Genomic DNA, 25505 nt, shown 5'->3' on the forward strand with positions numbered 1-25505 from the left:
CTTTATTTACTTGCCAATTGCTTTACGCCGTTTTGGCGTAAAGCATTTTCTCTGCATTTTTTAATTAAAAGAGTGAAATCATGTATTTTAAGAAAAAAAATATTTGTTATATCATTTCACTTCTTGTATGTGGTGGATACTCTAATGCAGAAACATTTAATATAAATGCACTGAATTTATCTGTTGATGATAATATTGACTTAAGCTATTTTGAAAAAAATAACTTTAGTGAAGGTTTGTATGAAACAGATATTGTTTTAAATGGAAAGAGAATTTTACGTGGCGAAAAAATTAAATTTATTAGCCATGATGGAATAATTGAACCTTGTATTACAGCGAGTGTTATTAAACGCTTTCCATTAACTGAAGATGCAAAAGAAATATTACTATCTTCGGAAGAAGACCATTGTATCAATATTAGTGCGTTGGATAAAAATGTCACTGTCGATTTTAATGACAGCGATCAAGTTCTGACAATCTCTATTCCACAAAAATACCTTGTAGCGGTGTATTCATCTTGGATTAGTCCTGAGCTACGTGACTACGGTATTGCTGGTTTAATTTTAGATTATACGGTTAGTGATAATAATTTTTACCGAAAAGATTCTGGTAATCGTAATAACCTCAGCGCATTTGGTAATGTGGGTGCTAACCTTGCTGAGTGGCGTTTACGTGCGAATTATCAATATGAAAATAAGCTAGTTGACAGCAGTAATGATAAAAAAAGCCGCTTTGAATGGGAGCAAATTTATGCATTCAGAGATATGGCGAGTTTATCGGCAAAATTATTTGTCGGCGAGATTTATATTAAATCTGATTTGTTTGATAGTGTACGCTTTAAAGGGATCAGTGTCTTTACTGACGAAAGTATGATGCCACCTAACCTCCGAGGGTATGCACCGCAAATAACTGGTGTTGCAGCATCGAATGCGACCGTGACTTTATCTCAAAATGGGCGAATTATTAGCCAAATTAAAGTACCCGCAGGGCCTTTTGTTATTAAAGATTTGAGCCAGTCTGTGATGGGTACAATTGATGTTACTGTGATTGAAGATAATGGTAAAGAAACCAGGTTCCAATACACTACCACGAATATTCCATTTTTGACCCGTAAAGGCCAAGTGCGCTATACCATGAATTTAGGGCAACTTTCGCCAGAAAATAATGAAAATATCGATAAGAATTTTATAACAGTTGAAAGTTCTATCGGGGTTCTCAACAACACTTCAGTGTTTGGTGGCTTGGTTGCTACATCAAACAATCAATATCGAGCAATCAACCTTGGTGTTGGTCAAAACTTAGGTTTCATAGGTGCTCTTTCTGTTGATGTAACTCAATCATATGCCGATGTGGGTACAAGAGAAACAGGAAAGAGCTATCGTATTAATTACGCTAAAAATTTACCGAGTATTGATGGGCAATTAACTTTAACTGGTTACCGCTTTGCTGACCGTACATTTAATTCATTATCTAATTTTGTTGAAAAGAACTTTAGTGATAACTCGCAAGGTGAATTGGATAAAGATAAACATGTATTTTCACTGTCATATGCACAGCAATTACATTTTATGAATGCGAGTGCGAATATTACAGCATCACGCAAAACCTATTGGAACGGCAAACAAAATAACTATTTTAGCCTAGTTAGCTAAGTATGAGTGTTTGAAAATACAAAAGCAAAAACCCGCCTTTTGGGCGGGTTCTTTAAATAGTGGTGCCCGGACTCGGAATCGAACCAAGGACACGGGGATTTTCAATCCCCTGCTCTACCGACTGAGCTATCCGGGCAACGGGGCGCATTAAACCGTATTCAGCCGTTTGCGTCAATGCATTTTTAATAAAAAAACACTTTTTTTTACTGAGTGTTTTCTTTTTCAACAAAAGGTGTGTGTTTAGTATGCGTTAATTGGTTTTTTAGCTTAACGCTCCTTTTTTACGGCACAGTGCGATTGTCAGGATATCCTCAGAAAGGTGTTGTGCAATCTCGACATCTTGAATGTCCCTTTGTACTAATAAGCGGTTTAAACAGCCTTCGAGCACTAATTCCATTTGGTTAGCAACTAATTCCGAGTCTTCAATATCTAGCTCATCTAATAGGCTTTTTGTGAAATGAAACGAATTATCTTTTTGTAGGCGGCTTAATTGGTGCATAGGGTGTTCTGCATCTGGATAATAATTACATGCAGAAATGAATAAACAGCCCGGAAAACGCCCTTCACTGACTTTTTCAGACAATTGTTGGTAACGGGCCATTAATTTTTGTTGCGGGGTTAGGGATTCATCTAGTAAGGTTTGGCGCTGCCATACTTCAATTTGCTGGCTATGATAGCGCAAGCAATCATAAACAAGAGCTTCATCGTCTGGCCAAAACTGCCGAATAGTAGAGAAATCAGATTCAATTTCGCTGAGTAAATTTTCTGTAGATGCGGATAACCCTTGGATTTCCAATTGATTTAACGCATGACTTAAAATAATTTCACGTTGGATAGGCATTGTTAACTCCATCACAATAATGTCTGATTTTTCTCCATCATAACAATGTTCAATTGTGAATTATAGCGGTTTGCAGTGCTATCATGAGGCGCCGTTTCTGAGGGGAAATAAAATCAAATAAGAAATTGAATGGGTATTTTAAAGTGGGGAGTTTTAAGCACACAGGAGGGGGAAGAACCCCCCTGGAACGAACTTCATGGGTTTATATCGGGCTTTAATTGATCAATTTAGCTTCTAACGCTGCATCGATATAGTAATACTGAAAGACTTTTTTCATAAAGTCATCGATGTCATGTCTTCGCAATTCGAGAGCTTGTAAAATGTCCAAAAGACCTTGGATAGTAATGGCATTTTTACCTCTTTCATAACGGGAAACTTGCTGCTGGCTGATTCTTAGGCGAGAAGCTAATTGTGCACCAGTTAAACCAACCACTTTTCTGCGGTGCTTTAAAAAGGTTCCAATATAAACGGTTACATTTGTGTTTTTATTTCGTTGAGTATTTAGCATACCTCCTCCAAATATATAAATCTTGTTAAAATAAATTATTTTTGCTATTGAAAAGTTCTTGATATTTAATTCGTATTACTCCGAGTAATTAAATTATCATTATCAGATTTTTCGGGTGTTATTAAACAAGGATGAGTTAATGATTACCAATATTTATGGCGGATTGATTTTAAATTTTTGATAGATTATTTCTATCTTTGGTGCCTTCAATTCATGTGTCAAGAAAGATGGATTAGCATTACTACCTGCTCAGGAGTAAATATCAGAACTTTATTCTAATTTTTATTTATTTTTATTTTATTCTTGAATCTATATTCTATCTGGTAATTGTAAGGAAAAAATGAGATAACTTATTATTGCGTAATTGTAGTCATTATTTGTTACAATTATATGTATAGCCTTAATATATATTATTAGAAAAATTCTTATTTTGATTTGTTTATAATCTAAAGTAATATATTTAAATACATATTATTAAAAAATAGTTTGAGTTTTTTATCTAAATGGTTATTGTATTTTTATAATTGCCTACGTGACTTTATATGGGATAACAAAAATAATATGTTATAGGTAGGTATAAAGAACCCGTGCTATTTGCACGGGCCTGTATAAGATTAATTGTAATTAATATAAACTATAGGATCATACCGCCAAATAAGAAGCCGAATGAAACAGCTAATGCGACAGCGATAGTGCCTGGAATAAAGAATGGGTGGTTAAAGACGAATCGGCCAATACGCGTTGTCCCTGTGTCATCCATCTGTACTGCTGCAACCAGTGTTGGGTAGGTAGGCAGAATAAATAGGCCAGAAACCGCAGAGAATGATGCGATAGCAGTTAATGGGCTAACATTCAGCGCTAATGCCATTGGCATCAGAGCTTTCGCTGTTGCGGCTTGTGAGTATAGTAAAGCGGAGCAGAAGAAGAATATAACTGCTAACATCCAAGAATGTTCATGAATTAAATCACCCGCAGTTTCTTTGATCCAGTCAATGTTGTGCTGTACGAAAGTATCACCTAACCAAGCCACACCTAAAATACAAATACATGCGCTCATACCTGCTTTAAAGGTACTTGAGTTCAAGATAGCATCAGTATTTACACGGCAGAAAATAGTGATTAATGTCGCCACAGTCAGCATGATAATCAAAATTGCATTTGTGGTGTTCATTAATGGTGTTTCAACAATCCCTAAGCTTGGACTGTTAATGATGGCATAGCAGACAACGCCAACAACCCCAAGCAAGAACAGCAGTACAGAAGACTTAGCGCCCGCTTTGATTTCTTTAACTTGGCTACCACGCAGTTCAACTAAACCTTCAGCTAAACGTTTTTGGTAGATAGGGTCATCAGATAATTTAGAGTTAAACGTCCAAGAGATGATGAATGACATCAAAATGATAGCAAGGAATGTCGCAGGTAATAGAACACTTAGAAGCGAAATATAGCTGACTGTGTTACCTGCACCCACCATTGCTGGATTTTCCATGACGGATGCCATGTAAACCACTGCCGCAGAAATTGGTGATGCTGTAATACCTATCTGTGCTGCAACGACCGCAGTCGATAATGGACGACAAGGTTTCACTCCCTGTTCTTTAGCGACTTCTGCAATAACAGGCAGTGTTGCTAACGAGATATTACCTGTCCCTGCGAAAAGTGTCAGAAAGTAGGTAACAATAGGTGCAAGGATGGTGATGTACTTAGGATTACGACGCAGTAATTTTTCGGTTTGGGCAACTAAATAGTCCAGACCTCCAGCAATTTGCATTGCAGATATAGCGGCAATAACAGCCATGATAATTGAGATAACGTCAAATGGAATGGTTCCTGGTTTTACGCCAATAGCTGCGAGTACCAGTACACCAAGGCCACCGGCAAAGCCGATACCTATCCCACCTAAACGGGCCCCCAAAAAGATGGCCAGCAGAACAATAATAAATTCTACGGCTAACATAGTGTTTACTCCTCGACAAAATGAAAATTAAAATTATGAAACTGTTATGTTAATTATTTGTGTGTGTATTAATCAAAAAAGGCACGCTTTCTGTTGAGAGGCGTGCCTTTATTTTTAAGTATTATTTATGATAAACATAAATTTTTAGTCATCAAAGCGTTTTGCTTTATAAGCTGGGTGTTTTAAGTTCTCAACAGAGAAAATATCATCCAGTTCTGCTTCAGTCAGTAAACCGCGTTCTAAAACAACTTCGCGTACGCTCTTACCAGTTTCAGCACAGATTTTACCCACGATATCACCATTATGGTGACCAATGAATGGGTTCAGATAAGTGACGATACCGATGGAGTTAAATACAAATGCTTCACAGATTTCTTTGTTCACAGTAATGCCGCTAATACATTTTTCTTGCAGGTTACGACATGCGTTGCTCATCAGAGAGATAGACTCGAACATCGCTTGGCCAATCGCTGGTTCCATTACGTTTAATTGTAATTGACCTGCTTCAGCAGCCATCGTTACACAGATATCATTACCAATAACTTTGAAACATGCTTGGTTGACGACTTCAGGAATAACAGGGTTAACTTTTGCTGGCATGATAGACGAACCAGCTTGTAACTCAGGTAAGTTGATTTCTTTAAGGCCAGCGCGAGGACCTGAAGATAGCAGACGTAAGTCGTTACAAATTTTAGACAGTTTCATCGCTAGACGTTTTAAGCCTGCATGAACAGTGATGTAAGCACCACAGTCAGAGGTTGCTTCGATTAAGTCTTCTGCTGGAACGCATGGTAGACCAGTCACTTCTGCTAATTTTTTAACTGCAAGTTCTGAGTAACCAGGAGCAGTATTCAGGCCTGTACCAATAGCAGTTGCGCCCAAGTTAACTTCGAGTAGTAATTCAATGCTGCGTTTTAAGTTTTTCTCTTCTTCTTTTAAGAGAGTAGCGAAAGCATGGAATTCTTGGCCGACAGTCATTGGAACGGCATCCTGCAGCTGGGTACGACCCATTTTCAGAATGTCTTTGTATTCTTCAGCTTTAGCTTCAAAGCCTTTTTTCAGGTATTCAACAGACTCAATTAACTTCAATATAGAATTATACACTGCGATACGGAACCCTGTAGGGTATGCATCGTTAGTGGATTGACTTTTGTTCAGGTGGTCATTTGGATTTAAGAATTCATACTCACCTTTTTTATGACCCATCAGTTCAAGACCGATGTTTGCTAGAACCTCGTTGGTATTCATGTTCAGTGATGTGCCCGCACCACCTTGGAATACGTCAACCGGGAATTGGTCCATGCATTTGCCTTCATTTAGAACAACGTCACACGCTTTGATGATGGTATCCGCGATATTACGTGGAATAGTGTGCTGTTCTTTGTTGGCTAAAGCCGCCGCTTTTTTAACCATAACCATGCCACGAATAAATTCTGGGACATCGTTAATGGTGCGGTCGCTGATATAAAAGTTTTCAATCGCACGCAGAGTATGAACACCATAATAGGCATCAGCTGGAACTTCTTTTTTACCTAACAGGTCTTCTTCGATACGAGTATTGTTTGACATGAGAACCTTCTTAATTAGATTACAGTTACTGTCCGTTTATGCGCTTTAAAAATCGATACTTCGTAAAACAAAATTCACAGGTGATTAATATTGCAAAGTAAAACTTTACAAGCAATTAACACCGTCTACTACGTTGTCAGCATTATGATCTACTGATTTATGGGTAGATGATATGCTTTTAATCATCTATTGCCTTGAACCTAGATCACTATATAGTTTGATTTATGCAACAGATTTCACGTTGTGTGATATTCATCACAGATAAGTGCCATTAATGAAAAAAATCTGTGAGTTGAAAAGCGTTATATCTGCCCCAATTATTATGGCTATACTAAAGAAAAAAGCGAATATTGATAGTTGTCTCTTAGATGCAGTTCACAAAGGTTTCCCTAGGGGCGTAAAATAATCGATAGCTTATTGAAATAAAGGAGAACTTGTGCGCTGGTTACCACTCATTCTGATATGTATTCTCGTTTACATTGAATCCGTCATTTTTGTGCGGGTTGCATCTGAAGTTGGTGTTTTAATGACGTTAATTTTAGTCGTTTTGACATCCTGCTTAGGTGTGTCACTTGTGAAAAATCAAGGCATGAAAAATGTACTGCAAATCCAACAAAAGTTAGCATCAGGTGAAAGCCCTGCAGCTGAAATGATCAAGAGCGTTGCATTGGTCTTAGCGGGTTTCTTGTTGATTGTGCCTGGGTTCTTTACGGATTTTATTGGTTTACTGTTATTACTACCGCCAATTCAAAAGCTTATTGTAATGCGCTTAATTCCTCATATTCGTTTCTACCAACCAGGTGCTGGTTTTAACCAAACGGGAAATGGCGGCTTTCAACGTGGCGATACTTTTGAGGGGGAATTCCAACGTAAGCAAGACGATCCTTCTTTTACAATCGATAATTCAGATAAAACAGATTCGTCAGATAAAGACGATCGCCCTAAACCATAAAACCATCCTATTTATGGGGAGATAAAAATGAAAAATTTTTTATCTCCCCCCTTGAAGTCCCTCTTCTTCGCCCCAATCTGCTCAAACATGGTACTAGTTTATTTAAGACATGCTGGTATCGTCCTTTTACCTAGTATGGACTTTATTTATAGGAGAACTATTAATGAAAATTCGTCCATTGCATGACCGTGTTATCGTTAAACGTAAAGAAGTTGAATCAAAATCTGCAGGCGGGATCGTTCTGACGGGTACTGCTGCAAGCAAATCAACTCGTGGTGAAGTTCTTGCAGTTGGCAACGGCCGCATCCTCGAAAATGGTGAAATCAAAGCACTGGATGTGAAAGTTGGCGATATCGTAATCTTTAACGATGGTTATGGCGTGAAAGCTGAAAAAATCGACAATGAAGAAGTCCTGATTATGTCCGAAAGTGACATTCTGGCAATTGTTGAAGCGTAATTTTCACTTAAAACTTCTCAACGAACGAAAAGAATTTGAAGGAAAGAGATAATGGCAGCTAAAGACGTTAAATTTGGTAGTGATGCACGTACGAAAATGCTTCGTGGTGTGAATGTTCTGGCAGACGCAGTAAAAGTGACTTTAGGTCCTAAAGGCCGTAACGTAGTTTTAGATAAATCTTTTGGCTCACCAGTTATCACCAAAGATGGTGTTTCAGTTGCTCGTGAAATCGAATTAGAAGACAAATTCGAAAACATGGGCGCACAAATGGTGAAAGAAGTTGCTTCTAAAGCTAACGACGCTGCAGGTGACGGTACTACAACGGCAACTGTACTAGCTCAAGCTATCATTACTGAAGGCTTAAAAGCGGTTGCTGCGGGTATGAACCCAATGGACCTGAAACGCGGTATCGACAAAGCAGTTGTTGCTGCTGTTGAAGAACTGAAAGCACTGTCAGTTCCTTGTTCAGACACTAAATCAATCGCACAGGTTGGTACAATTTCTGCAAACTCCGACGAAACCGTGGGTAAATTAATTGCAGAAGCGATGGATAAAGTCGGTAAAGAAGGCGTTATCACAGTTGAAGAAGGTACTGGTCTGGAAGACGAGCTGGATGTGGTTGAAGGTATGCAGTTTGACCGCGGTTACCTGTCTCCTTACTTTATCAACAAACCAGAAACTGGTGCTGTTGAGTTAGAAAACCCATTCATCCTGTTAGTTGACAAAAAAGTTTCTAACATCCGTGAATTACTGCCAGTATTAGAAGGCGTTGCTAAGGCAAGCAAACCACTGTTAATCATCGCTGAAGATGTTGAAGGTGAAGCACTGGCAACTCTGGTTGTTAACACCATGCGTGGTATTGTTAAAGTTGCAGCGGTTAAAGCACCGGGCTTCGGTGACCGTCGTAAAGCAATGCTACAAGATATCGCAATTCTGACCAATGGTACTGTTATCTCTGAAGAGATCGGTATGGAGTTAGAAAAAGCGACATTAGAAGATTTAGGCCAAGCAAAGCGTATCGTTATCAACAAAGACACAACCACTATCATTGATGGTGTGGGTGAAGAGTCTGCGATTGCAAACCGTGTTACTCAAATTCGTCAACAAATCGAAGAATCTTCTTCAGATTACGACCGTGAAAAACTGCAAGAGCGCGTTGCTAAATTAGCAGGCGGTGTCGCAGTAATTAAAGTGGGCGCAGCAACTGAAGTTGAAATGAAAGAAAAACGTGCTCGTGTTGACGATGCTCTGCATGCAACTCGTGCCGCTGTCGAAGAAGGTGTTGTTGCTGGTGGTGGTACTGCACTGGTTCGCGTTGCAGCGAAACTGGAAGCACTGACTGGTGAAAACGAAGAACAAAACGTAGGTATTCGTGTTGCTCTGCGTGCGATGGAAGCGCCAATGCGTCAAATCGTTACTAACGCAGGTGAAGAAGCCTCTGTTGTTGTTAACAACGTGAAAGCAGCAAAAGGTAACGAAGGTTACAACGCGGCGACTGACACTTATGGCGATATGATCGACATGGGTATCTTAGACCCAACTAAAGTAACGCGTTCTGCTCTGCAATTCGCAGCGTCTATCGCAGGTCTGATGATCACAACTGAAGCGATGATCACTGATCTGCCAAAATCAGATGCACCTGACTTAGGTGCTGCTGGTATGGGCGGCATGGGTGGAATGGGCGGTATGATGTAAGCCAGTTGGCGACATCAAGCTCAAGTAGTTACTAACTAAGTTAGGGCTACCCACCATAAGACCGGCATCGTTATATTTCTAGCGGTGCCGGTTTTTTTATTGGTTTTTAATTAATAAATAACCATTAATTATTGATGAAGGTAATATCCCAAAACAAGATACAATTAATGCGTTATGCGATTTATTTTTGCGTCAATGTTGCTTCGCAGGTTATATTTAACGTAAGGTAAGTGGTTTGAATTAGCAAAGAATAGAGCAGGTTCTTGATTAATTTGTGGTAGACTCTATTCGGCTGGTGATGTGCGGCAATTATGACGCTGTATGTTAATCACCTCCTAGATATTTCAATTAGTAGGCTATTGGAACTAAAGAGATTTTCAAACCAGCTGCAAAAACACAATGAAAAATGAGGGAAAACATGCGAATTAAAGTCTTGCTTGGTGCTGCTGCATTATTGCTTTTAGCAGGTTGTTCAACAACAACTAATTTGACTGCGGCAGGCTCACAAGTTCGTTTTGTTGAGAATCAACCTGGAAGCGATTGCCAACTTCTCGGTCAGGTTGCAGGGACTCAAAGCAACTGGTTGAGTGGTGTCAACAATGAATCTAGCTCAATGCGCAGTGCAGCAAATGATTTACGTAATAAAGCAGCGGCGATGGGCGGTAACGTGATTTTTGGTGCATCAAGCCCAAGTGAAACCGTGTTATCTAGCTTCATTCCATTAGATAGCAAAATGGTTGGCCAAGTTTATAAATGCCCCTAAAATGAATTCATAGCGCCCAAATAATTGTTTGGGCGTTTTGCTTTCTAGTTCTGTCTTAAGTTAAGGTCAAGCAGTGTTTTACTTGGCTCTCCCCCTATTTCCCTAGCGAGCTTAGGTACAAGGTACCCAGAGACCTTACTCAGTAATTGCTGTATCAATTGTCTAGCTTCGGTATCACTCACTAAAAAGTGCGCAGCGCCTTGAACTTTATCTAATACATGTAAGTAATAAGGTAAAATACCTGCATCAAATAAGGCATTACTTAAATTCATCAGAGCCGTCACGTTGTCATTAACTTGGCGCAGTAATACGCTTTGGTTTAATAATGTCACACCTGATAGTTTTAGTTTTTGTATTGCCTTGGTGAATGGCTCGTCAATTTCGTTAGCATGATTAACGTGTGTAACCATAATGACCTGTAACCTAGAGCTAGCAAGACGTTTACAGAGCGTATCTGTGATGCGTTCTGGTATCACCACAGGCAAACGAGTGTGAATTCTAAGGCGTTTTATATGAGGAATCGCCTCTAATTGGCTGATGAGCCAATCAAGTTCATGGTCTTTTGCCATCAACGGATCACCACCTGAGAAGATGATTTCATTGAGTTCGGTGTGGTTTTTTATATAATCCACAGCCATCAACCAGTTATTTTTATTTCCTTTGTTGTCTTCGTAAGGAAAATGCCGGCGAAAACAGTAGCGACAGTTGACTGCGCAGCCACCTTTTACCAGCAATAATGCGCGGTTGTGGTATTTATGCAGTAAACTTGGAATTTCATTATCCTGCTCTTCTAGTGGGTCAGTAGAAAAACCTGGATGTATATCAAACTCTGCTTTTGCAGTTAATACCTGCAATAGCAGAGGGTCTAGTGGATCACCTTTTTTCATGCGGGAAATAAAGGGCACTGGAACGCGTAAAGGAAATAATTTACGTGCCTCACTGCCTTCTTTCGATAAAAGATGATTTTCTAGGTTAAGTATTTGCAGCAATTCATCTGGATTAGTGATTGCTTCAGCAAGTTGTTGTATCCAGACTTCTCTGGATGAGGTATTTTGAGTTACAATATCGACCATTTTTTGGCTATGCCATTTTTAGTTTATAAATTAGAGGATCACCATGGCTACTTATAGTACCAATGAATTCCGCTCAGGTCTTAAAATCATGTTAGATGGCGAGCCTTGTGTCGTTTTAGAAAGTGAATTCGTCAAACCGGGTAAAGGTCAAGCATTCGCACGTGTGCGTATCCGTAAACTGATTTCTAACAAACTGTTGGAAAAAACATTTAAGTCTACTGACTCTGTTGAAGGTGCAGATGTCATGGATATGAACTTAACTTACCTATACAACGACGGTGAGTTCTGGCATTTCATGAACAACGAAACTTTTGAACAGTTAGCAGCGGACGAAAAAACCGTTGGCGATAACGCGAAATGGTTAGTTGACCAAGCAGAATGTATTTTAACACTGTGGGACGGCCGTCCTATCGCGGTAACTCCACCTAACTTTGTTGAGTTAGAAATTACCGATACTGACCCAGGCCTGAAAGGGGATACCGCAGGTACAGGTGGTAAACCTGCAACACTGAGCACTGGCGCAGTGGTTAAGGTTCCTCTGTTTGTTCAGATCGGTGAAGTTATCCGTGTTGATACTCGTTCAGGTGAATATGTTTCACGTGTAAAATAACGGTTGATCCTATACTGAATCGTTAAAAATAAAAAGCCGTGGTACTCGACCACGGCTTTTTTTGTCTATTTTAAGTGATTAACAGCACTTAAACCCACCTTTGCCACCGTAGCGTGCGTCTTGACGCTCTTTGAAAAATTCTTCATAGGTCATAGGCGTTTGGTCAGGGTGTGTTCTTTGCATATGAGCGACATAGTTGTCGTAATCGGGAACGCCAACCATCATTTTTGCCGCTTGGCCTAGGTAGCGGGCTGCTTTTCCCAGTTCTCCAAACATTTTTTTCTCCCTCATATTTCGTGCTACAGCGTTGTTGACTTCACTTGTTAACCCTGTCACATACTGTTATGTATGCTCCTAGTTTATCCTTAATACTTCACGCTGTTGCTGCGTTGGCTTCATTCGCTAACCCTAGTCACATACTGGAGTATGCTCCTAGGGATTATCTTCTTGGCCGCCTTGCTCCAACGTGAATTATTTTGGAGAAAGAGTATATGTCCTAAACAGTGACAAGCTTTTCCGCGAAAATCAATGATGGCGCGTATTTGCCACGATTTCTTCATAGTTGGCTGGCATGGGTTCATATGGTACTTCATTCGCAGTTGGTTGGTCAGATTTTAATGCCTTCAACGCGGTGCGGATGGAGAATAGAGCCAGTAATACCACGACAATCATAAAGAAAATAGTTAACCCTGCATCTAAGCGGTTATTGAAAATTAACTGAGTTAATTGAGACTCTGTATATTGAACAGGAATATTGCCGCTATCAATCATCGCTTGGAATTTATTTGCTACAGCTAAGAAACCGACGCGGGCATCTTCACTGAAGGTTTTTTCCCAGCCTGCAGTCATCGTGCAGATTAACAGCCATGCTGTTGGTACTAAAGCGACCCATGCATATCTTTGGCGCTTCATTTTGAACAGTACCACAGCACACAGCATTAATGCCATACCTGCTAACATTTGGTTCGCGATACCAAACAATGGCCACAAGGTGTTAATACCACCAAGTGGGTCGACAACGCCTTGGTGGAGGAAATAACCCCAAGCTAGCACACACAGTGCAGTTGCTATCAAGTTGGCGGGTAGCGAATCCGTACGTTTCAAAGATGGAGACACCACTCCCAGTAAATCTTGTAGCATAAAACGTGCTGCTCGGGTTCCTGCATCCACCGCGGTTAAAATAAATAATGCTTCAAATAATATGGCAAAGTGGTACCAGAATGCCACATTCATCAAGCCGCCAAGCGCACCGTGAAGAATATACGCCATCCCAACTGCCAGTGTTGGCGCACCGCCTGCCCGTGAAATAATACTGGTTTCACCCACGTCATTCGCAATGCTGTTGAGCTGCTCAGGAGTGATTTGGAAGCCCCAACTACTGACAACTTGGGCCGCAGAGGCGACCACATCTTGCGTACCTGCGGGAGCTAACATCGCCATGGGACTATTCATGGCAAAATAAACACCCGGGTCAATCACACAAGCGGCAACCAATGCCATAATTGCTACGAAAGATTCCATTAACATGCCACCATAGCCAATAAAGCAAGCTTGGTTTTCATTAGCCAACATTTTTGGTGTGGTGCCTGATGAAATCAGTGCATGGAAGCCAGAAACGGCGCCACAAGCAATCGTAATAAATAAGAATGGAAACAAATCACCTGCCCAAACTGGGCCTGTACCATCAATATATTTCGTTAACGATGGCATCTGTAAGTTTGGATTGAGAATTAAAATACCAATTGCCAATCCAATGATAGTCCCGATTTTTAAAAAGGTTGATAGATAGTCGCGGGGAGCGAGTAATAGCCAAACTGGCAAAACGGCAGCAACAAAGCCATAACCGACTAACATCCAAGTGAGTTGAACACCTGTATAGTCAAAGTAAGGTGCCCAAGTTTCGCTTTCAGCAACCCAACCCCCTGAGATAATTGCAAATACAAGAAAAACGAGCCCAATAATAGAAACTTCACCAATGCGTCCTGGGCGGATATAACGGGTATAAATACCCATAAAAATCGCTAAAGGAATAGTAAAGGCAACCGTATAAGTTCCCCATGGGCTATGAGTGAGGGCTTTTACGACAATCATGGCAAGTACGGCTAAGATGATTACCATAATCATGAAACAAGCGATTAAAGCCAGCACCCCTGCGGTATTGCCCATTTCTTCTTTGACTAATTCACCCAGTGAGCGGCCATCTCGACGTGTTGAGACAAACAGCACCATAAAATCTTGTACGGCACCAGCTAGCACAACCCCAGCGAGTAGCCACAGCATACCGGGTAAATAGCCCATTTGCGCGGCAAGAACAGGGCCAACCAGTGGGCCGGCGCCTGCGATAGCGGCAAAATGGTGACCAAATAATACTTTTTTATCTGTTGGTACGTAATCTAAGCCATCATTATGACGAATTGCAGGCGTCATTCGAGTTGCATCGACTTGGAGTACTTTTTTAGCAATAAAAAGCCCGTAATAGCGGTATGCGATCAGATAAATACATACGGCTGCGACAACGATCCACAAGGCATTGATTTGTTCGCCACGATATAAAGCGATGTAGCCAAGTGAAAAAGCACCGAGCAGAGCGAGCACAATCCAAATAAATTGTTTACCCATAGTCATCCCCATCTGTTCAATGAATGATATTTGTTATTTATTTAAGTGAAACTGAGGAAGATATAGCCATAGTTAAGTTAAAGAAAAAGTAGCTAAAACGAGACACCTAATTGAAATTTGAGATAAATTTAATAATTGTTGCCAGTATCACTAATTTAGGATTATTTATTGGATTTTATCTGGTTTTGAGCTAGCGATTATCTAATGAATTGGTTTTTTATCTGGATTTTTGATGTTTTTTAGTAATAATAGCTGTTGCGTTGTTTTTGTTGATACGAAAATGGTTAAAGAAAAGAAAATAATCGGAAGCTAAAAAACTCCCGACTATTAATTGGTTAACTAGGCTCGTCTTAATTGTTGCATTATTTTTTTACCAAAAAGCGTGGTAATTAGGCCAAACATGATCAAAACGAGGCCAGCAAGTTGTACGCCATTTATATGCTCTCCAAGGAATAAAGCACTGCTGCTTAAACCAAAGACTGGAACCAACAATGAAAAAGGAGCAACACGCCAAGCTTCATAACGGCCGAGCAGGACTCCCCAAAGCCCATAGCCGACAAATGTTGATAAATAAGCTAAATAGATAATGACACCAAAGACTGACCAATTAAAGCCTGATAGCCCTTCAACAATGGCTTCTTCACCTTCTAAAACCCATGAACTAATCAAAAAGGGAATGATTGGGATCAGCGCGCTCCAACTGACCAATGATAGGGCACTGCATTTCTCAGCGCCTTCCTGTTTCATTATGATCCTATTGGTAATGTTACCACAAGCCCATGATAAACCAGCAATTAAAGTAAATGCTAACCCGAGTAATGGAATATCATCTAGCCCGCCGGCAGTGGCGCCATTGGCTAACACGGTCAGCCCTGCAATTGCGATAAACATACCAAGAAAGTGAGTCGGCTGTAATGATTCTTTTAAAATCATTGCGCCGAGTAATAGAGTAAAGAATGCTTGGGATTGCAAGATAACAGAGGTAATCCCCGCTGGCATCCCCACTCTAATCGCGCAAAATAAGAAGGCAAATTGACCAAAGCTGATGGTGAGCCCATAGAGAAGCAATAATTTGAACGGAATTTTGGGGCGCTTAAAAATAAAAATAGCAGGAAAGGCTACAAACATGAAACGTAATGCGCCTAATAATAATGGCGGAAGTGCGGTAACGCCGAGTTTAATGATAACGAAGTTAACCCCCCAAATTACGACTACACAAAGGGCGAGTAAGATGTCTCTGAGACTCATGCTATTTTCTCGATGAACTTGCCAGATTAGACATCTACTTTACATGTGTATAATTTTGAGTGCGATGGTTATGATGCTTAATAATAAAAAACGGTATAAAAAGGTTAAATTTTATGGTTGATTTGCGCTTATTTGTTATTTTTCGTTGCTTGAGTCTGGGTCTGTGAATATTTATAATGTATTTATACATCATACGTATTCAGGACGGCCTGAATCAACGTCATTTAAATATGGGGACGACCCCGAGTAATTAACGGGAGCAAGCAATCATGGCTTGGATCGTTCTTTTTTTTGCAGGTTTATGCGAAGTGGTATGGGCTGTAGGTTTAAAATATACTCATGGTTTTACCCGTTTAACACCGAGTATTATTACTATTGTCGCTATTATTACCAGTATGGGGTTGTTAGCCTACGCCATGCGTGATTTACCGGTCGGCACGGCTTATGCCATTTGGACGGGGATTGGGGCTGTGGGCACAGCAATTGTTGGGATTATTTTCCTTGGTGAGTCAGCAAATATGTTCCGCTTGTTAAGCCTTGCTTTGATTATTACCGGGTTAATTGGTTTAAAAGTATCAAGTTAATTTTCAAATTAATTATTATTTAATTAAAAATGAATAATAAGCGGGCGACAGAGAAAGTTACCCGCTTTATCTTCTTGATATTTTATTGGCATAAAGAAAACTATTCTTATGTTATTTTTCGTTATAACGCGATGGCCAAATTTCAGATGGTGCAACACCCAAAAACTCGGCAATAATACGCTCTCCTTTAGGCCAACGTCTTGACAAGGCGTTATTTAATGTTGATGAGTTTAACCCTGCTGAACGTGATATTTGTGAAAGAGAAGAACCTTTTTTCTTTATCGCTGCAATAATATCAGCCGAGTGCCAATCTTGTTTCATACGATCTCCAATAGTGAATATATAAATATAATTGAAATTATTTAAGTTAGCTGGAACTAAATTTAGATATCAAGATAAAAAAATAATTCTTAATTTTAAATCCCTTTAAATTTCGGTCTTTGAATATTTATTTTTATGTGCTAAAGATATGGGTTAAACGCTTTTATTATCTTTATTTTTATTTAAATAACTATAAGGTGATTTTTATGGATATAGAAAACAATAAGATGGAAAAAATAAGCACTAGAGTAAAGTTAGATCTTTGCAATTATTTTAATTGGAATGATATTGATATCCATTATACGATTATTAATGTTGATGAGGAAAAGATATACACATTATCTAGTAATTATGAGTGGCAGTTAATTTATTGGCATCATGATATGGATTTATCATTAAAAGAACGGTTATTCTCTGGGGTGCAATATTGGAGTAATTATTCAGATGCATACCAGAAAATATTAACCAAACTCGATAAAGGAAATAAAAAAATTGATATTTGTAATAGGTACAATAATTTATTTGAGATATTTTCACTCAATGGAAACCATAAAGTCTCATATGAGTACTTACTTTCATTATATCAATGGCGTTCAATAGTTTCTGATTATGCATATGAAAAATGGTCTGAAAATAAAACGGTGGCATTACCGTTACGCCAAAAAATTGAATTAGATGAACCTGTACCTATTATTTGTAGAAGTAAGGAAACCCCTAATTTTATACGTTTTGGTCAGTTATCATTTTCAAACAAAGAAGCATTAACCATCCGCTTGTTGCTTTCCCACCGAAATATCAAGGAAATTAGCCGTATTCAAGGCTGTTCGGAAGAGGTGGAATATATAAGAGTTAAAAACATCAAGAAAAAATTAAACTGTGAAATGGTCTCTCAAAAGGAATGCTTTTCGGTAATGGAAGGTCACGGCATTACATTAACAAGTTTAGAAAAATTAATGCCTATTAATTAATTTAACTATTGGTTTTCTATAGGGACATGGGATCATTTTATGAAATGGAAATTACGTTTTGGTGCTGTCGCAGGGCATACCTTAGAATTTTATGATGTTGCAATTTTTGCTGCAATTTCATCATATTTAAGTGCAGAATTAACCCGCCTAGGTTATCAGCAAGCAACGGAGCTGGTGTGGGGGATTTTTGCTTTACGTTTTCTTATTCGGCCATTAGGGGGGTATGTAATTGGCCGTTATGCGGATAAAGTCGGTAAAAAACCGGCAATGATTTTGGTCAGCATTCTTACCGGTAGTGCCACATTGTGTATGGCATTTCTGCCTATTGAATTATTAGGGATATATACACCTTTAGCCATCCTATTTCTTCAAATGTTGCTATCTTTTAGTTTTGCGGGTGAAAGCCCATCACTGTCTACCTATTTATATAAAGATTCTAAACCCCAAGAACGAGGTCGAATTTCAGCGTTGTTAACTGGAAGTGCGGTTGTTGGCGTTATTGGCTCGTTAGGAATTGTGTTAATTCTTGAAAATATATTACCCCCTGAAACCATGCAAAGAGTGGGATGGAGAATACCACTGCTATTAGGTTTAGGTAATATACTGATCTGTTTCTGGTTTCGCTATCGCTTACCAGACCAACCAATTGAATATGATGGGCGCCAGAAAATAGATTGGCTTAAGGCATTTAATATCTTACTGGTTGTTATTCCTGGTTCGGTTATTTTTTATACCTTAAATTTTTCATCTTCATTTTTACTTAAGGAGTTAGAACTCGAAGAATTTAAAAGTATATATTCAATGATATCATCAACGTTATTATTGGTTTTAATGGCAATAGTTGGTTGGCTAACCGATAAATACAATTACTCTGAGCGGGTGTTTAACTTAGGGGTAAAGCTCGCTGCGATATTATCAATTCCTATTTATTACCTAATGTCTACTAAGGTTTTATCATTAGTACTTATCTCCCAATCGTCAATTATTATTATTTCAGCGATGGTGTTATGCAATTGGAATTATGCGATGGCAAAACCAGCCAATGGGCAAGTTACGACGTTAAGTATGGGGTATAACCTTGCATCGACGATTATAGGTGGGTTAACGCCATTAATTATCAATTACTTAGTCCTCATTGATGTTTCCTTGGTGGGTGTTTTTGTTTCATTGAGCTCGTTAACGCTATTTGCGTCATTTTTATTGAATAAAAAACAAAGGTTATTAACTGCTTAAATTTAAGGGGGATGTATGAATATTGAAAATAAACACTTAGAACTGTCTTGTTCTGGTTTTGGTGATAAGTTTTTAAAATATTTCGATTGGAATGATATGGATGTGACTTACAGTAGAGTGGATGTAACAAATAACGTGGTAAAAGTTATTTCAAATCACTATGAGTGGGTTTTAATGTTTTGGGATGATGACCTAGATAAAAAAGTAAAGGAACGATTAACCCCCGGTATTCAATATTGGAATAATTACTCTGCCGCATTCCAAAAAACATTATCTAAAACAGATAAGAAAGAAATGAAGGTGGATTTTTGTACCCAATATGGTGGTATATATGAAATTACCTCAATAAATTCAAGAAAAAAATTTACAAGTAATGAATTATTAGAACTCTATAAATTAAGAGCAGTTATTTCTGATTACTCCCAACATGCCTGGAAAGATAATGAAAATATTATTTTACCACTTAGGGCTGACATAAGCTTATCTCAAAAAATTGAAGATAATAACCGAGATATTTTAGATGCTCACCACTACATGCGTTTTGGTAATATTCGTTTTACCCGTAAAGAAATGATGACTATCCGATTACTGCCGGGTAAAGGAAATTAGTTATATCCAAGGTTGTTCGGAAGCGACTGAAAATAAACGTATTCAACGTATTAAGGAAAAATTAGGTTGCTCTTATACTTCACCTAGCGGTTTATTTCAGGCATTAAAAGAAAATGGCATTACCCTTGCTTGTCTGGAGTCTCTGGTAAGTTACCCTTAATTTAAAATATCTATTTTAACGTATTGAATTATTAACCTAATTGAGAGTAGGGATGTGGAGCCTTTAATTCATTAACTTCCAGATGCTAATAAGTATACTGTTTTTTAAAAGTATTAATTTTAATCTAATAATTTAAAAAATAATCAAATTAAGGATAGTGTATGGATATAGAAAATAATTTATTAGAAAAATCCTGTTCTAATTTAACAAACCTTTTTTCAAAGTATTTCAATTGGAATGATATAGATTTATCCATAACTAGAGTTGATCTTAGCAATAAGCAAGTGAGTATTATGTCAAACAATTACGAATGGCTGCTTATTTATTGGAATGCTGATTTAGATTTACGTTTAAGTGAACGGTTATCTCCAGGGGTTCAATACTGGAGTAATTACTCGGAAAGCTTTGTAAATACATTAGCAAAAACCAAGAAAAGGGAATTGAAAATTGATTTTTGTGCTAAGTATGGAAATGTATATGAAATTACGTCCATTAATTCTAGAAAGAAAATTTCACTAAATGATATGATATCACTTTATAAATGTAGGCCAACGATTATAGATTTCGCATATGAATCATGGAAAAAAGACAAAGATAATTATGCTATTTTACCATTGCGTGAAGAAATTAAATTCCCAGTGAATATAATTAACAAACTTAGTGAACAAGAGCTTGAACCTTTAGATATTCACCCTTATATGCGCTTTGGTAATATTCGTTTTACCCGTAAAGAAATAATAACTATCCGATTATTATTGTCACATTGTCGGGTAAAGGAAATTAGCTATATGCAAGATTGTTCAGAAGCGACAGAAAATAAGCGTATTCAACGTATTAAGGAAAAACTAGGTTGCTCTTACTCTTCACCTAGCGGGTTATTTAAGGCTTTAAAAGAAAATGGTATTACTCTTGCTTGTTTGGAGTCTCTGGTGAGTTATCCCTAAAGGACAGAATATTTCTCTACAAGGAAAGTCATTAATAGAAAAGGGATAAAAATGAAATGGAAATTTAGGTTGGGTGCTGTAGCTGGTAATGCTTTGGAATACTATGATATTGCAGTTTTTGCAGCTATATCTACTTATTTAAGTATTGAATTAACTAAATTAGGTTATTCTCAAGCGACAGAAATGGTATGGGGTATCTTTGCATTACGTTTTTTAATCCGCCCTTTAGGCGGATATGTTATCGGCCGCTATGCTGATACGGTAGGAAAAAAGTCAGCCCTAGTATTAACAAGCTTGATAACCGGTACGGCAACATTAATGATGGCACTGTTACCCATTGAATTATTAGGGAACTATACGCCATTAGTGATATTAATTTTACAATTGGCTCTTTCTTTTAGCTTCGCAGGTGAATTTCCCTCTCTAATTACATATTTATTTAAGGATTTAGATGGAAATATTCGATCTAGAGTTTCGTCAATTATTGTTGGTAGTTCTTTGTGTGGGGTCATTGCATCATTAGCTATCGTTTTTATACTAAAGAATACGTTATCTGAAGATACTATGCAGTCAATTGGGTGGAGGATCCCATTATTAATTGGTTTAATTAATATTTTAATTAGTTTTTGGTTTAGAGCTAAATTACCTAATTATAAAAATGAATTAGATAAAAAAACGATATTTAGTTGGTATCGTGTAATTTTGGTGTTCTTATTTACTATTCCTGGAACTGTCACTTTTTACTCTCAAAGTTTGTCAACCTCACTAATTATTCAACAATTAAAGATAGATGAGATAAAAAATTATTATGAAATATTTTCATCCGGTTTATTGCTAGTTTTTATGATGATATGTGGTTGGTTAACAGATAAGTATGGTTCGGCTAAATTTGTTTTTGATATAGGCGTTATTGGGATGGTATTGTTTTCAGCGCCACTTTATTTTTTATTACAAATAGGTAATTTGCTTCTAGTTTTTTTTGCTCAAGTCGTTATGTCTGCATACTCAGCGATGATATTGTGTAATTTATCAGCGGTACTGATGGATAAATCTGACGGACAGGCAACAATATTAGGTGTTGGTTATAATAGTGCAGCTGCATCTATCGGTGGGATCACCCCTCTAATTGTCAGTTATTTAAGTCACTTTAACTTAGGTTATGTTGGGCTATTTATTGCGGTTTGTGGGCTTTTTTACTTTGTATCTGCTTGTTTGCCAAAACCAAATCCTGCTTAGTGTTAACCATGATTTAATCCCCCCGTTAGGGGGGAAATCATCATAAATTATAGAGCTATAGTAATAGAAAATAAGATTGCTACCCTATTGGGTATACAAAAATTTTTCGGATGAAAAATAAAACCCAGTATTAAATGTGTTAGTTGATCAATTGGCTGAATCGCTGGTATAGGATCTCACCCAAAGTATATTGATCATACTCAGTACTATTGGCTAAATTATCAACAGCAGCATGCATGGAGTGATAAATCATTGTCGCCATCAATTCATGTGGCAATTCTGGCCATGCTTTGTTTTTCTCACCAAAAGCTAAAATAGCTTTAATCTGTTCAACTGCACGAGTTTCATGATCATTACTGCGTCCGTGGTATTCGTCATGAAATAGCATGTCGTGAATATTTTGTTTTTCAACATAGTATTTAATGCTATTTTCACACCATGATTTGAGTTTGGCAGATGCACTTTTTTGCGAATCTAAAGCAGATTGAATGTGGCTTAGATACCAATCCATATAGCGAGAGCGTAAGGCTTCCATAATGTCATTTTTTGACTGGAAGTAGTGATAAAAGGTCCCTTTTGCAACATCCGCAGATAAGACAATTTCGCTAACCGTAGTATTGACAAAACCTTTGGAAAGAAAAAGGTTTTCTGCTGCGTTCATTAAGTCATCAAGCCTTTCTTCCGCAGGTTTTGTTCTTGGTTTTTTAGGCTGTATTGTCATTGAAATATCTCTTAACGTCATGTACCAAAAGCAAATCTGATAGGGATATCATAGCATTTAATATTCATATGCTAAAATTTAGCTTGCTGGTCGTGTCACTATTTTAACTATCTGTCTGCTACTTCTATAAAAAGATAAAATAAATACGATCAAGAAAATATACATTATCGCGCCAATTAGCCACACCCAGCCGTCCCAATTTGCCAGTGTAAGGCCAAAAATAAAGCTAAATAATAATGGGCCAATAACCCCTGTGGCATTGGTTAAACTGACTAAAATCCCTTGTAATTTACCTTGGTTAGCTTGATTAACTTGAGCTGACATTAACCCTTGTAGTGCTGGTAATGCAATACTACCACCGGCGAGTAAGATTAATGTAGGGTAAATCATCCAACCTTCGGTGAGTAATGACAAAATAATAAATGCGCTTCCGTCTGCGACAAAGCCGACAATGATTGTTACCTTTTCATTGAATTTTTTGTCAATGGCTCCAGCAATAAAAGCTTGGAATAGGGCATGCATAACGCCTAAGCCCGCCAAAGATAACCCAACTTGCACACTATTCCATTGGAAGCGATTTTCGGTAAATAGCACCCAGGTTGTTGCAGGGATCTGACCAATTAACTGTGCCATAAAAAAGACAAAAAGTAGCAAAATAACGGGTTTTATCAGCTGTATGAAGGGAACTGACAGCTCTACAGTTTCATTTTGATCATTCTGTATGGCATTTTTATTTTTAAAAATAAGCCAGATCACGACAAAAGAGCACGCATTCAAAATAGCCGCAATAACAAAAGGTAAATGTGGGGAAAATTGCCCTGCAAAGCCCCCAATCGCAGGGCCGGCGATTAACCCCACGCCAAATGCTGCGCCTAATCGCCCAAACCATTTAGTGCGTTCTTGTGGGGCAGTGTTGTCGGCAATAACAGAAGCCGCTACGGCGCCTGTTGCGCCAGTGATCCCTGAAATTAAACGGCCTAAATACAGCATCCAAAGTGAGCTCGATAAAGCCAATAAACTGTAGTCCAGTACGGCTCCTGCAAGGGAGATCAACAAAATAGGCTTGCGACCGAATTTATCAGACCATCTGCCCAGTATTGGGGCAAAAAATACCTGCATGATGGAGTACAAAGCCAGCAAGATACCGTAATGATTTGCCAAGTTTTCTAGCGTCACATACTCACGGAGTAAGGCTGGTAAAACAGGCATGATCAAACCGATCCCCATAGCATCAAGGGCGGTGATCGTTAATGCAGTGATCGCAAATTTATTCATTATTCATTTCTCTATCATTGATAGATTTGGAATGTATCCCTATCAGTGATAGAGTGTCAATAGAAAATTAAGGGGAAAGCGATGGCAAGATTGGATAAAGAAACCATTATTACGGCTGCACTAGATTTGCTGAATGAAGTGGGAATGGAAGGACTGACAACGCGAAAATTGGCTCAAAAGCTCGGGGTTGAGCAACCCACACTGTATTGGCATGTGAAGAACAAGCGCGCATTGTTGGATGCATTATCGGTTGAAATGCTAAAACGACATCATGGCCATCCATTACCTGTTGAAGGTGAAACGTGGCAGGAGTTCTTGCGCCATAATGCATTAAATTTTCGTCGTGCCTTACTTAGCTACCGTGATGGGGCAAAGGTACATTTAGGCACGCGGCCTAGTGCAGAGCAATACGCCACGGTGGAAAAACAATTGCAGTTTATGATTGATAGCGGTTTTTCATTAAAAAGTGGCCTTTACGCAGTGAGTGCAGTGGGGCACTTTACATTAGGTTCAGTACTTGAGCAGCAAGAACATTTGGCAGCAATGGGTGAGAGAGATGTTGAACAAGACGGAGCGATGCCATTGTTATTAAAAGAAGCTATTCAAATCATGGATAATGATGATGGAACAGAAGCATTTTTGTTTGGTTTAGAATCACTTATTCGAGGCTTTAAGCCCTAAAAAAGAAAAGGTATGACAATGTGCTGTCATACCTTTTATTAAAATAATGTGTGATTGCATTATTTACAGAGTAAATACACCAATAATTGCAATTACACTAATGATTGCTGAGCCACCGTAGAAAACCCATTTTGTCGCAGGGACATGGATTTTAAAGTCGTGCAGCGTATGGTGGATACGGTGCATACCACACCAAACTGGCAAAATAATCATCAGTAATAAGAAAACGCGGCCGATAAAGCTTTGGCTAAATGCCATAATGCGCTCATAGCTCAGCATTTCTGGTGCCACACCGAGAGGAATTAAAATTCCTAACAGAATGATGATTGCAGGGCCAATTACAGCACTCCACATACCACCTGCACCAAATAACCCCCAGAAAATCGGCTCATCGGAACGTTTAGGCGTTAGATTCATCAGATTCTCCTTAGATTAAAATAACAATGCGATTGCTAAGATTGCCGCCGTAACAACAATCGTGAGAGCCCAGAAGCCTTTAACGATAGGCTCATCAGACATTTTCTTATCTTTCACAATAATACTGACGGCTTTTGGCGCAAGGTTGAACCACGTCGTGGTATGCAGCAATGTCGCAGCCAATGTAATAATGTTAATGATAAGAATGATTGGGTTACTTAAGAACCCAACAAAGCCAGCCCATGATTCTGGACCGCTTTTCAGCGCAAATACCCCATACAGGACTAAAATACTGAACCAGACCTGAAGGACGGAGGTACTTTCACGCATGATGTAAAAGCGGTAAAAACCCAGCTTTTGCCACCAGTCGCCCTTCATTTCTCTGACATAGGGTTTACGTTTCGTAGTCATG

The 25505-nt window shown here is 38.6% G+C and carries 26 protein-coding genes and 1 tRNA gene; 13 read left to right on the top strand and 14 right to left on the bottom strand.

Going from position 1 to position 25505, the window contains the following annotated elements; translation table 11 throughout:
- The first annotated feature begins 80 nt into the window (after positions 1–80).
- Positions 81–1652, top strand: coding sequence for a fimbria/pilus outer membrane usher protein (locus PSE72_RS13120; protein ID WP_272690978.1), 1572 nt, complete (start codon positions 81–83; stop codon positions 1650–1652).
- A gap of 60 nt (positions 1653–1712) precedes the next feature.
- On the opposite strand, the gene PSE72_RS13125 is transcribed toward PSE72_RS13120, so the two are convergent.
- The 5 genes from PSE72_RS13125 to aspA form a co-directional block, all read right to left on the bottom strand.
- Positions 1713–1788: transfer RNA gene (locus PSE72_RS13125), tRNA-Phe, on the bottom strand.
- A 126-nt stretch (positions 1789–1914) separates the two neighbouring features.
- Complete coding sequence (gene dicD, locus PSE72_RS13130; protein ID WP_419182204.1) at positions 1915–2487, bottom strand: division control transcriptional repressor DicD; 573 nt, start codon at positions 2485–2487, stop codon at positions 1915–1917.
- A gap of 220 nt (positions 2488–2707) precedes the next feature.
- Entirely contained in the window at positions 2708–3001 is a 294-nt protein-coding gene (locus tag PSE72_RS13135; RefSeq protein WP_115167949.1) for a helix-turn-helix domain-containing protein, read from the bottom strand.
- 634 nt (positions 3002–3635) lie between these two features.
- Positions 3636–4958: an anaerobic C4-dicarboxylate transporter gene (locus PSE72_RS13140; protein ID WP_004258703.1), complete on the bottom strand. Its 1323-nt coding sequence runs from the start codon at positions 4956–4958 to the stop codon at positions 3636–3638.
- A gap of 144 nt (positions 4959–5102) precedes the next feature.
- Entirely contained in the window at positions 5103–6527 is a 1425-nt protein-coding gene (gene aspA / locus PSE72_RS13145) for an aspartate ammonia-lyase (protein ID WP_004908081.1), read from the bottom strand.
- 436 nt (positions 6528–6963) lie between these two features.
- Between aspA and PSE72_RS13150 the strand changes: the two genes are divergently transcribed.
- From PSE72_RS13150 to PSE72_RS13165, 4 genes are all read left to right on the top strand, one after another.
- Positions 6964–7479 (top strand): FxsA family protein, encoded by a 516-nt coding sequence (locus tag PSE72_RS13150; RefSeq protein WP_004908083.1) that lies wholly within the window; start codon positions 6964–6966, stop codon positions 7477–7479.
- A gap of 163 nt (positions 7480–7642) precedes the next feature.
- Positions 7643–7936 (top strand): co-chaperone GroES, encoded by a 294-nt coding sequence (locus PSE72_RS13155; RefSeq protein WP_004908085.1) that lies wholly within the window; start codon positions 7643–7645, stop codon positions 7934–7936.
- Between the two features lie 51 nt (positions 7937–7987).
- Positions 7988–9631, top strand: coding sequence for a chaperonin GroEL (gene groL, locus PSE72_RS13160; protein WP_109911639.1), 1644 nt, complete (start codon positions 7988–7990; stop codon positions 9629–9631).
- Between the two features lie 418 nt (positions 9632–10049).
- Positions 10050–10394, top strand: a complete 345-nt coding sequence (locus tag PSE72_RS13165; RefSeq protein WP_004908089.1) for a DUF4156 domain-containing protein — start codon at positions 10050–10052, stop codon at positions 10392–10394.
- A gap of 44 nt (positions 10395–10438) precedes the next feature.
- Here PSE72_RS13165 and epmB read toward each other — a convergent pair whose 3' ends face one another.
- Complete coding sequence (gene epmB, locus PSE72_RS13170; RefSeq protein ID WP_004908091.1) at positions 10439–11467, bottom strand: EF-P beta-lysylation protein EpmB; 1029 nt, start codon at positions 11465–11467, stop codon at positions 10439–10441.
- Positions 11468–11510: 43 nt separating this feature from the next.
- Here epmB and efp point away from each other — a divergent pair, with 43 nt between their 5' ends.
- A complete protein-coding gene (efp, locus tag PSE72_RS13175; protein ID WP_004258667.1) occupies positions 11511–12077 on the top strand; it encodes an elongation factor P in 567 nt (188 codons plus the stop codon).
- A 78-nt stretch (positions 12078–12155) separates the two neighbouring features.
- Here the strand turns inward: efp and PSE72_RS13180 are convergent, their stop codons facing one another.
- The 3 genes from PSE72_RS13180 to PSE72_RS13190 form a co-directional block, all read right to left on the bottom strand.
- Positions 12156–12353, bottom strand: a complete 198-nt coding sequence (locus PSE72_RS13180; RefSeq protein WP_004908094.1) for a YbdD/YjiX family protein — start codon at positions 12351–12353, stop codon at positions 12156–12158.
- Positions 12354–12602: 249 nt separating this feature from the next.
- The gene (gene cstA / locus PSE72_RS13185) at positions 12603–14696 is read right to left on the bottom strand and encodes a pyruvate/proton symporter CstA (protein WP_004908095.1); all 2094 of its coding nucleotides are present in this window, start codon (positions 14694–14696) and stop codon (positions 12603–12605) included.
- A 339-nt stretch (positions 14697–15035) separates the two neighbouring features.
- Positions 15036–15944 (bottom strand): EamA family transporter, encoded by a 909-nt coding sequence (locus PSE72_RS13190; RefSeq protein ID WP_198641666.1) that lies wholly within the window; start codon positions 15942–15944, stop codon positions 15036–15038.
- A 269-nt stretch (positions 15945–16213) separates the two neighbouring features.
- Between PSE72_RS13190 and sugE the strand changes: the two genes are divergently transcribed.
- A complete protein-coding gene (gene sugE, locus PSE72_RS13195; RefSeq protein ID WP_004908099.1) occupies positions 16214–16528 on the top strand; it encodes a quaternary ammonium compound efflux SMR transporter SugE in 315 nt (104 codons plus the stop codon).
- Positions 16529–16639: 111 nt separating this feature from the next.
- Here the strand turns inward: sugE and PSE72_RS13200 are convergent, their stop codons facing one another.
- On the bottom strand, positions 16640–16849 hold the full coding sequence (locus tag PSE72_RS13200; RefSeq protein WP_004908101.1) for a helix-turn-helix domain-containing protein: 210 nt from the start codon (positions 16847–16849) through the stop codon (positions 16640–16642).
- 206 nt (positions 16850–17055) lie between these two features.
- On the opposite strand from PSE72_RS13200, the gene PSE72_RS13205 reads away from it, so the two are divergent.
- From PSE72_RS13205 to PSE72_RS13225, 5 genes are all read left to right on the top strand, one after another.
- A complete protein-coding gene (locus PSE72_RS13205) occupies positions 17056–17817 on the top strand; it encodes a hypothetical protein (protein ID WP_109911642.1) in 762 nt (253 codons plus the stop codon).
- Positions 17818–17856: 39 nt separating this feature from the next.
- Positions 17857–19050 carry an MFS transporter gene (locus tag PSE72_RS13210; protein WP_213942887.1) on the top strand — a complete coding sequence of 398 codons (1194 nt, stop codon included), beginning with the start codon at positions 17857–17859 and terminating at the stop codon, positions 19048–19050.
- 15 nt (positions 19051–19065) lie between these two features.
- Complete coding sequence (locus tag PSE72_RS13215) at positions 19066–19659, top strand: hypothetical protein (protein ID WP_336298879.1); 594 nt, start codon at positions 19066–19068, stop codon at positions 19657–19659.
- Between the two features lie 321 nt (positions 19660–19980).
- Positions 19981–20763, top strand: coding sequence for a helix-turn-helix transcriptional regulator (locus PSE72_RS13220; RefSeq protein WP_198641663.1), 783 nt, complete (start codon positions 19981–19983; stop codon positions 20761–20763).
- A 51-nt stretch (positions 20764–20814) separates the two neighbouring features.
- On the top strand, positions 20815–21999 hold the full coding sequence (locus PSE72_RS13225) for an MFS transporter (RefSeq protein WP_272690979.1): 1185 nt from the start codon (positions 20815–20817) through the stop codon (positions 21997–21999).
- Positions 22000–22138: 139 nt separating this feature from the next.
- Here PSE72_RS13225 and PSE72_RS13230 read toward each other — a convergent pair whose 3' ends face one another.
- Positions 22139–22720 carry a TetR/AcrR family transcriptional regulator gene (locus PSE72_RS13230; protein ID WP_198641661.1) on the bottom strand — a complete coding sequence of 194 codons (582 nt, stop codon included), beginning with the start codon at positions 22718–22720 and terminating at the stop codon, positions 22139–22141.
- A 78-nt stretch (positions 22721–22798) separates the two neighbouring features.
- A complete protein-coding gene (gene tet, locus PSE72_RS13235) occupies positions 22799–23995 on the bottom strand; it encodes a Tet(A)/Tet(B)/Tet(C) family tetracycline efflux MFS transporter (protein WP_272690980.1) in 1197 nt (398 codons plus the stop codon).
- An 81-nt stretch (positions 23996–24076) separates the two neighbouring features.
- On the opposite strand from tet, the gene tetR reads away from it, so the two are divergent.
- Positions 24077–24676, top strand: coding sequence for a tetracycline resistance transcriptional repressor TetR (gene tetR / locus PSE72_RS13240; RefSeq protein WP_217007806.1), 600 nt, complete (start codon positions 24077–24079; stop codon positions 24674–24676).
- A gap of 63 nt (positions 24677–24739) precedes the next feature.
- Here tetR and frdD read toward each other — a convergent pair whose 3' ends face one another.
- Both frdD and frdC read right to left on the bottom strand, forming a co-directional pair.
- Complete coding sequence (gene frdD / locus PSE72_RS13245) at positions 24740–25093, bottom strand: fumarate reductase subunit FrdD (RefSeq protein WP_004258620.1); 354 nt, start codon at positions 25091–25093, stop codon at positions 24740–24742.
- 15 nt (positions 25094–25108) lie between these two features.
- Entirely contained in the window at positions 25109–25504 is a 396-nt protein-coding gene (gene frdC / locus PSE72_RS13250; protein WP_004258617.1) for a fumarate reductase subunit FrdC, read from the bottom strand.
- Between the last annotated feature and the right edge of the window lies 1 nt (position 25505).

This window comes from Providencia sp. PROV116, from assembly GCF_028482485.1.
In the GTDB taxonomy this organism is placed as follows: domain Bacteria; phylum Pseudomonadota; class Gammaproteobacteria; order Enterobacterales; family Enterobacteriaceae; genus Providencia; species Providencia rettgeri.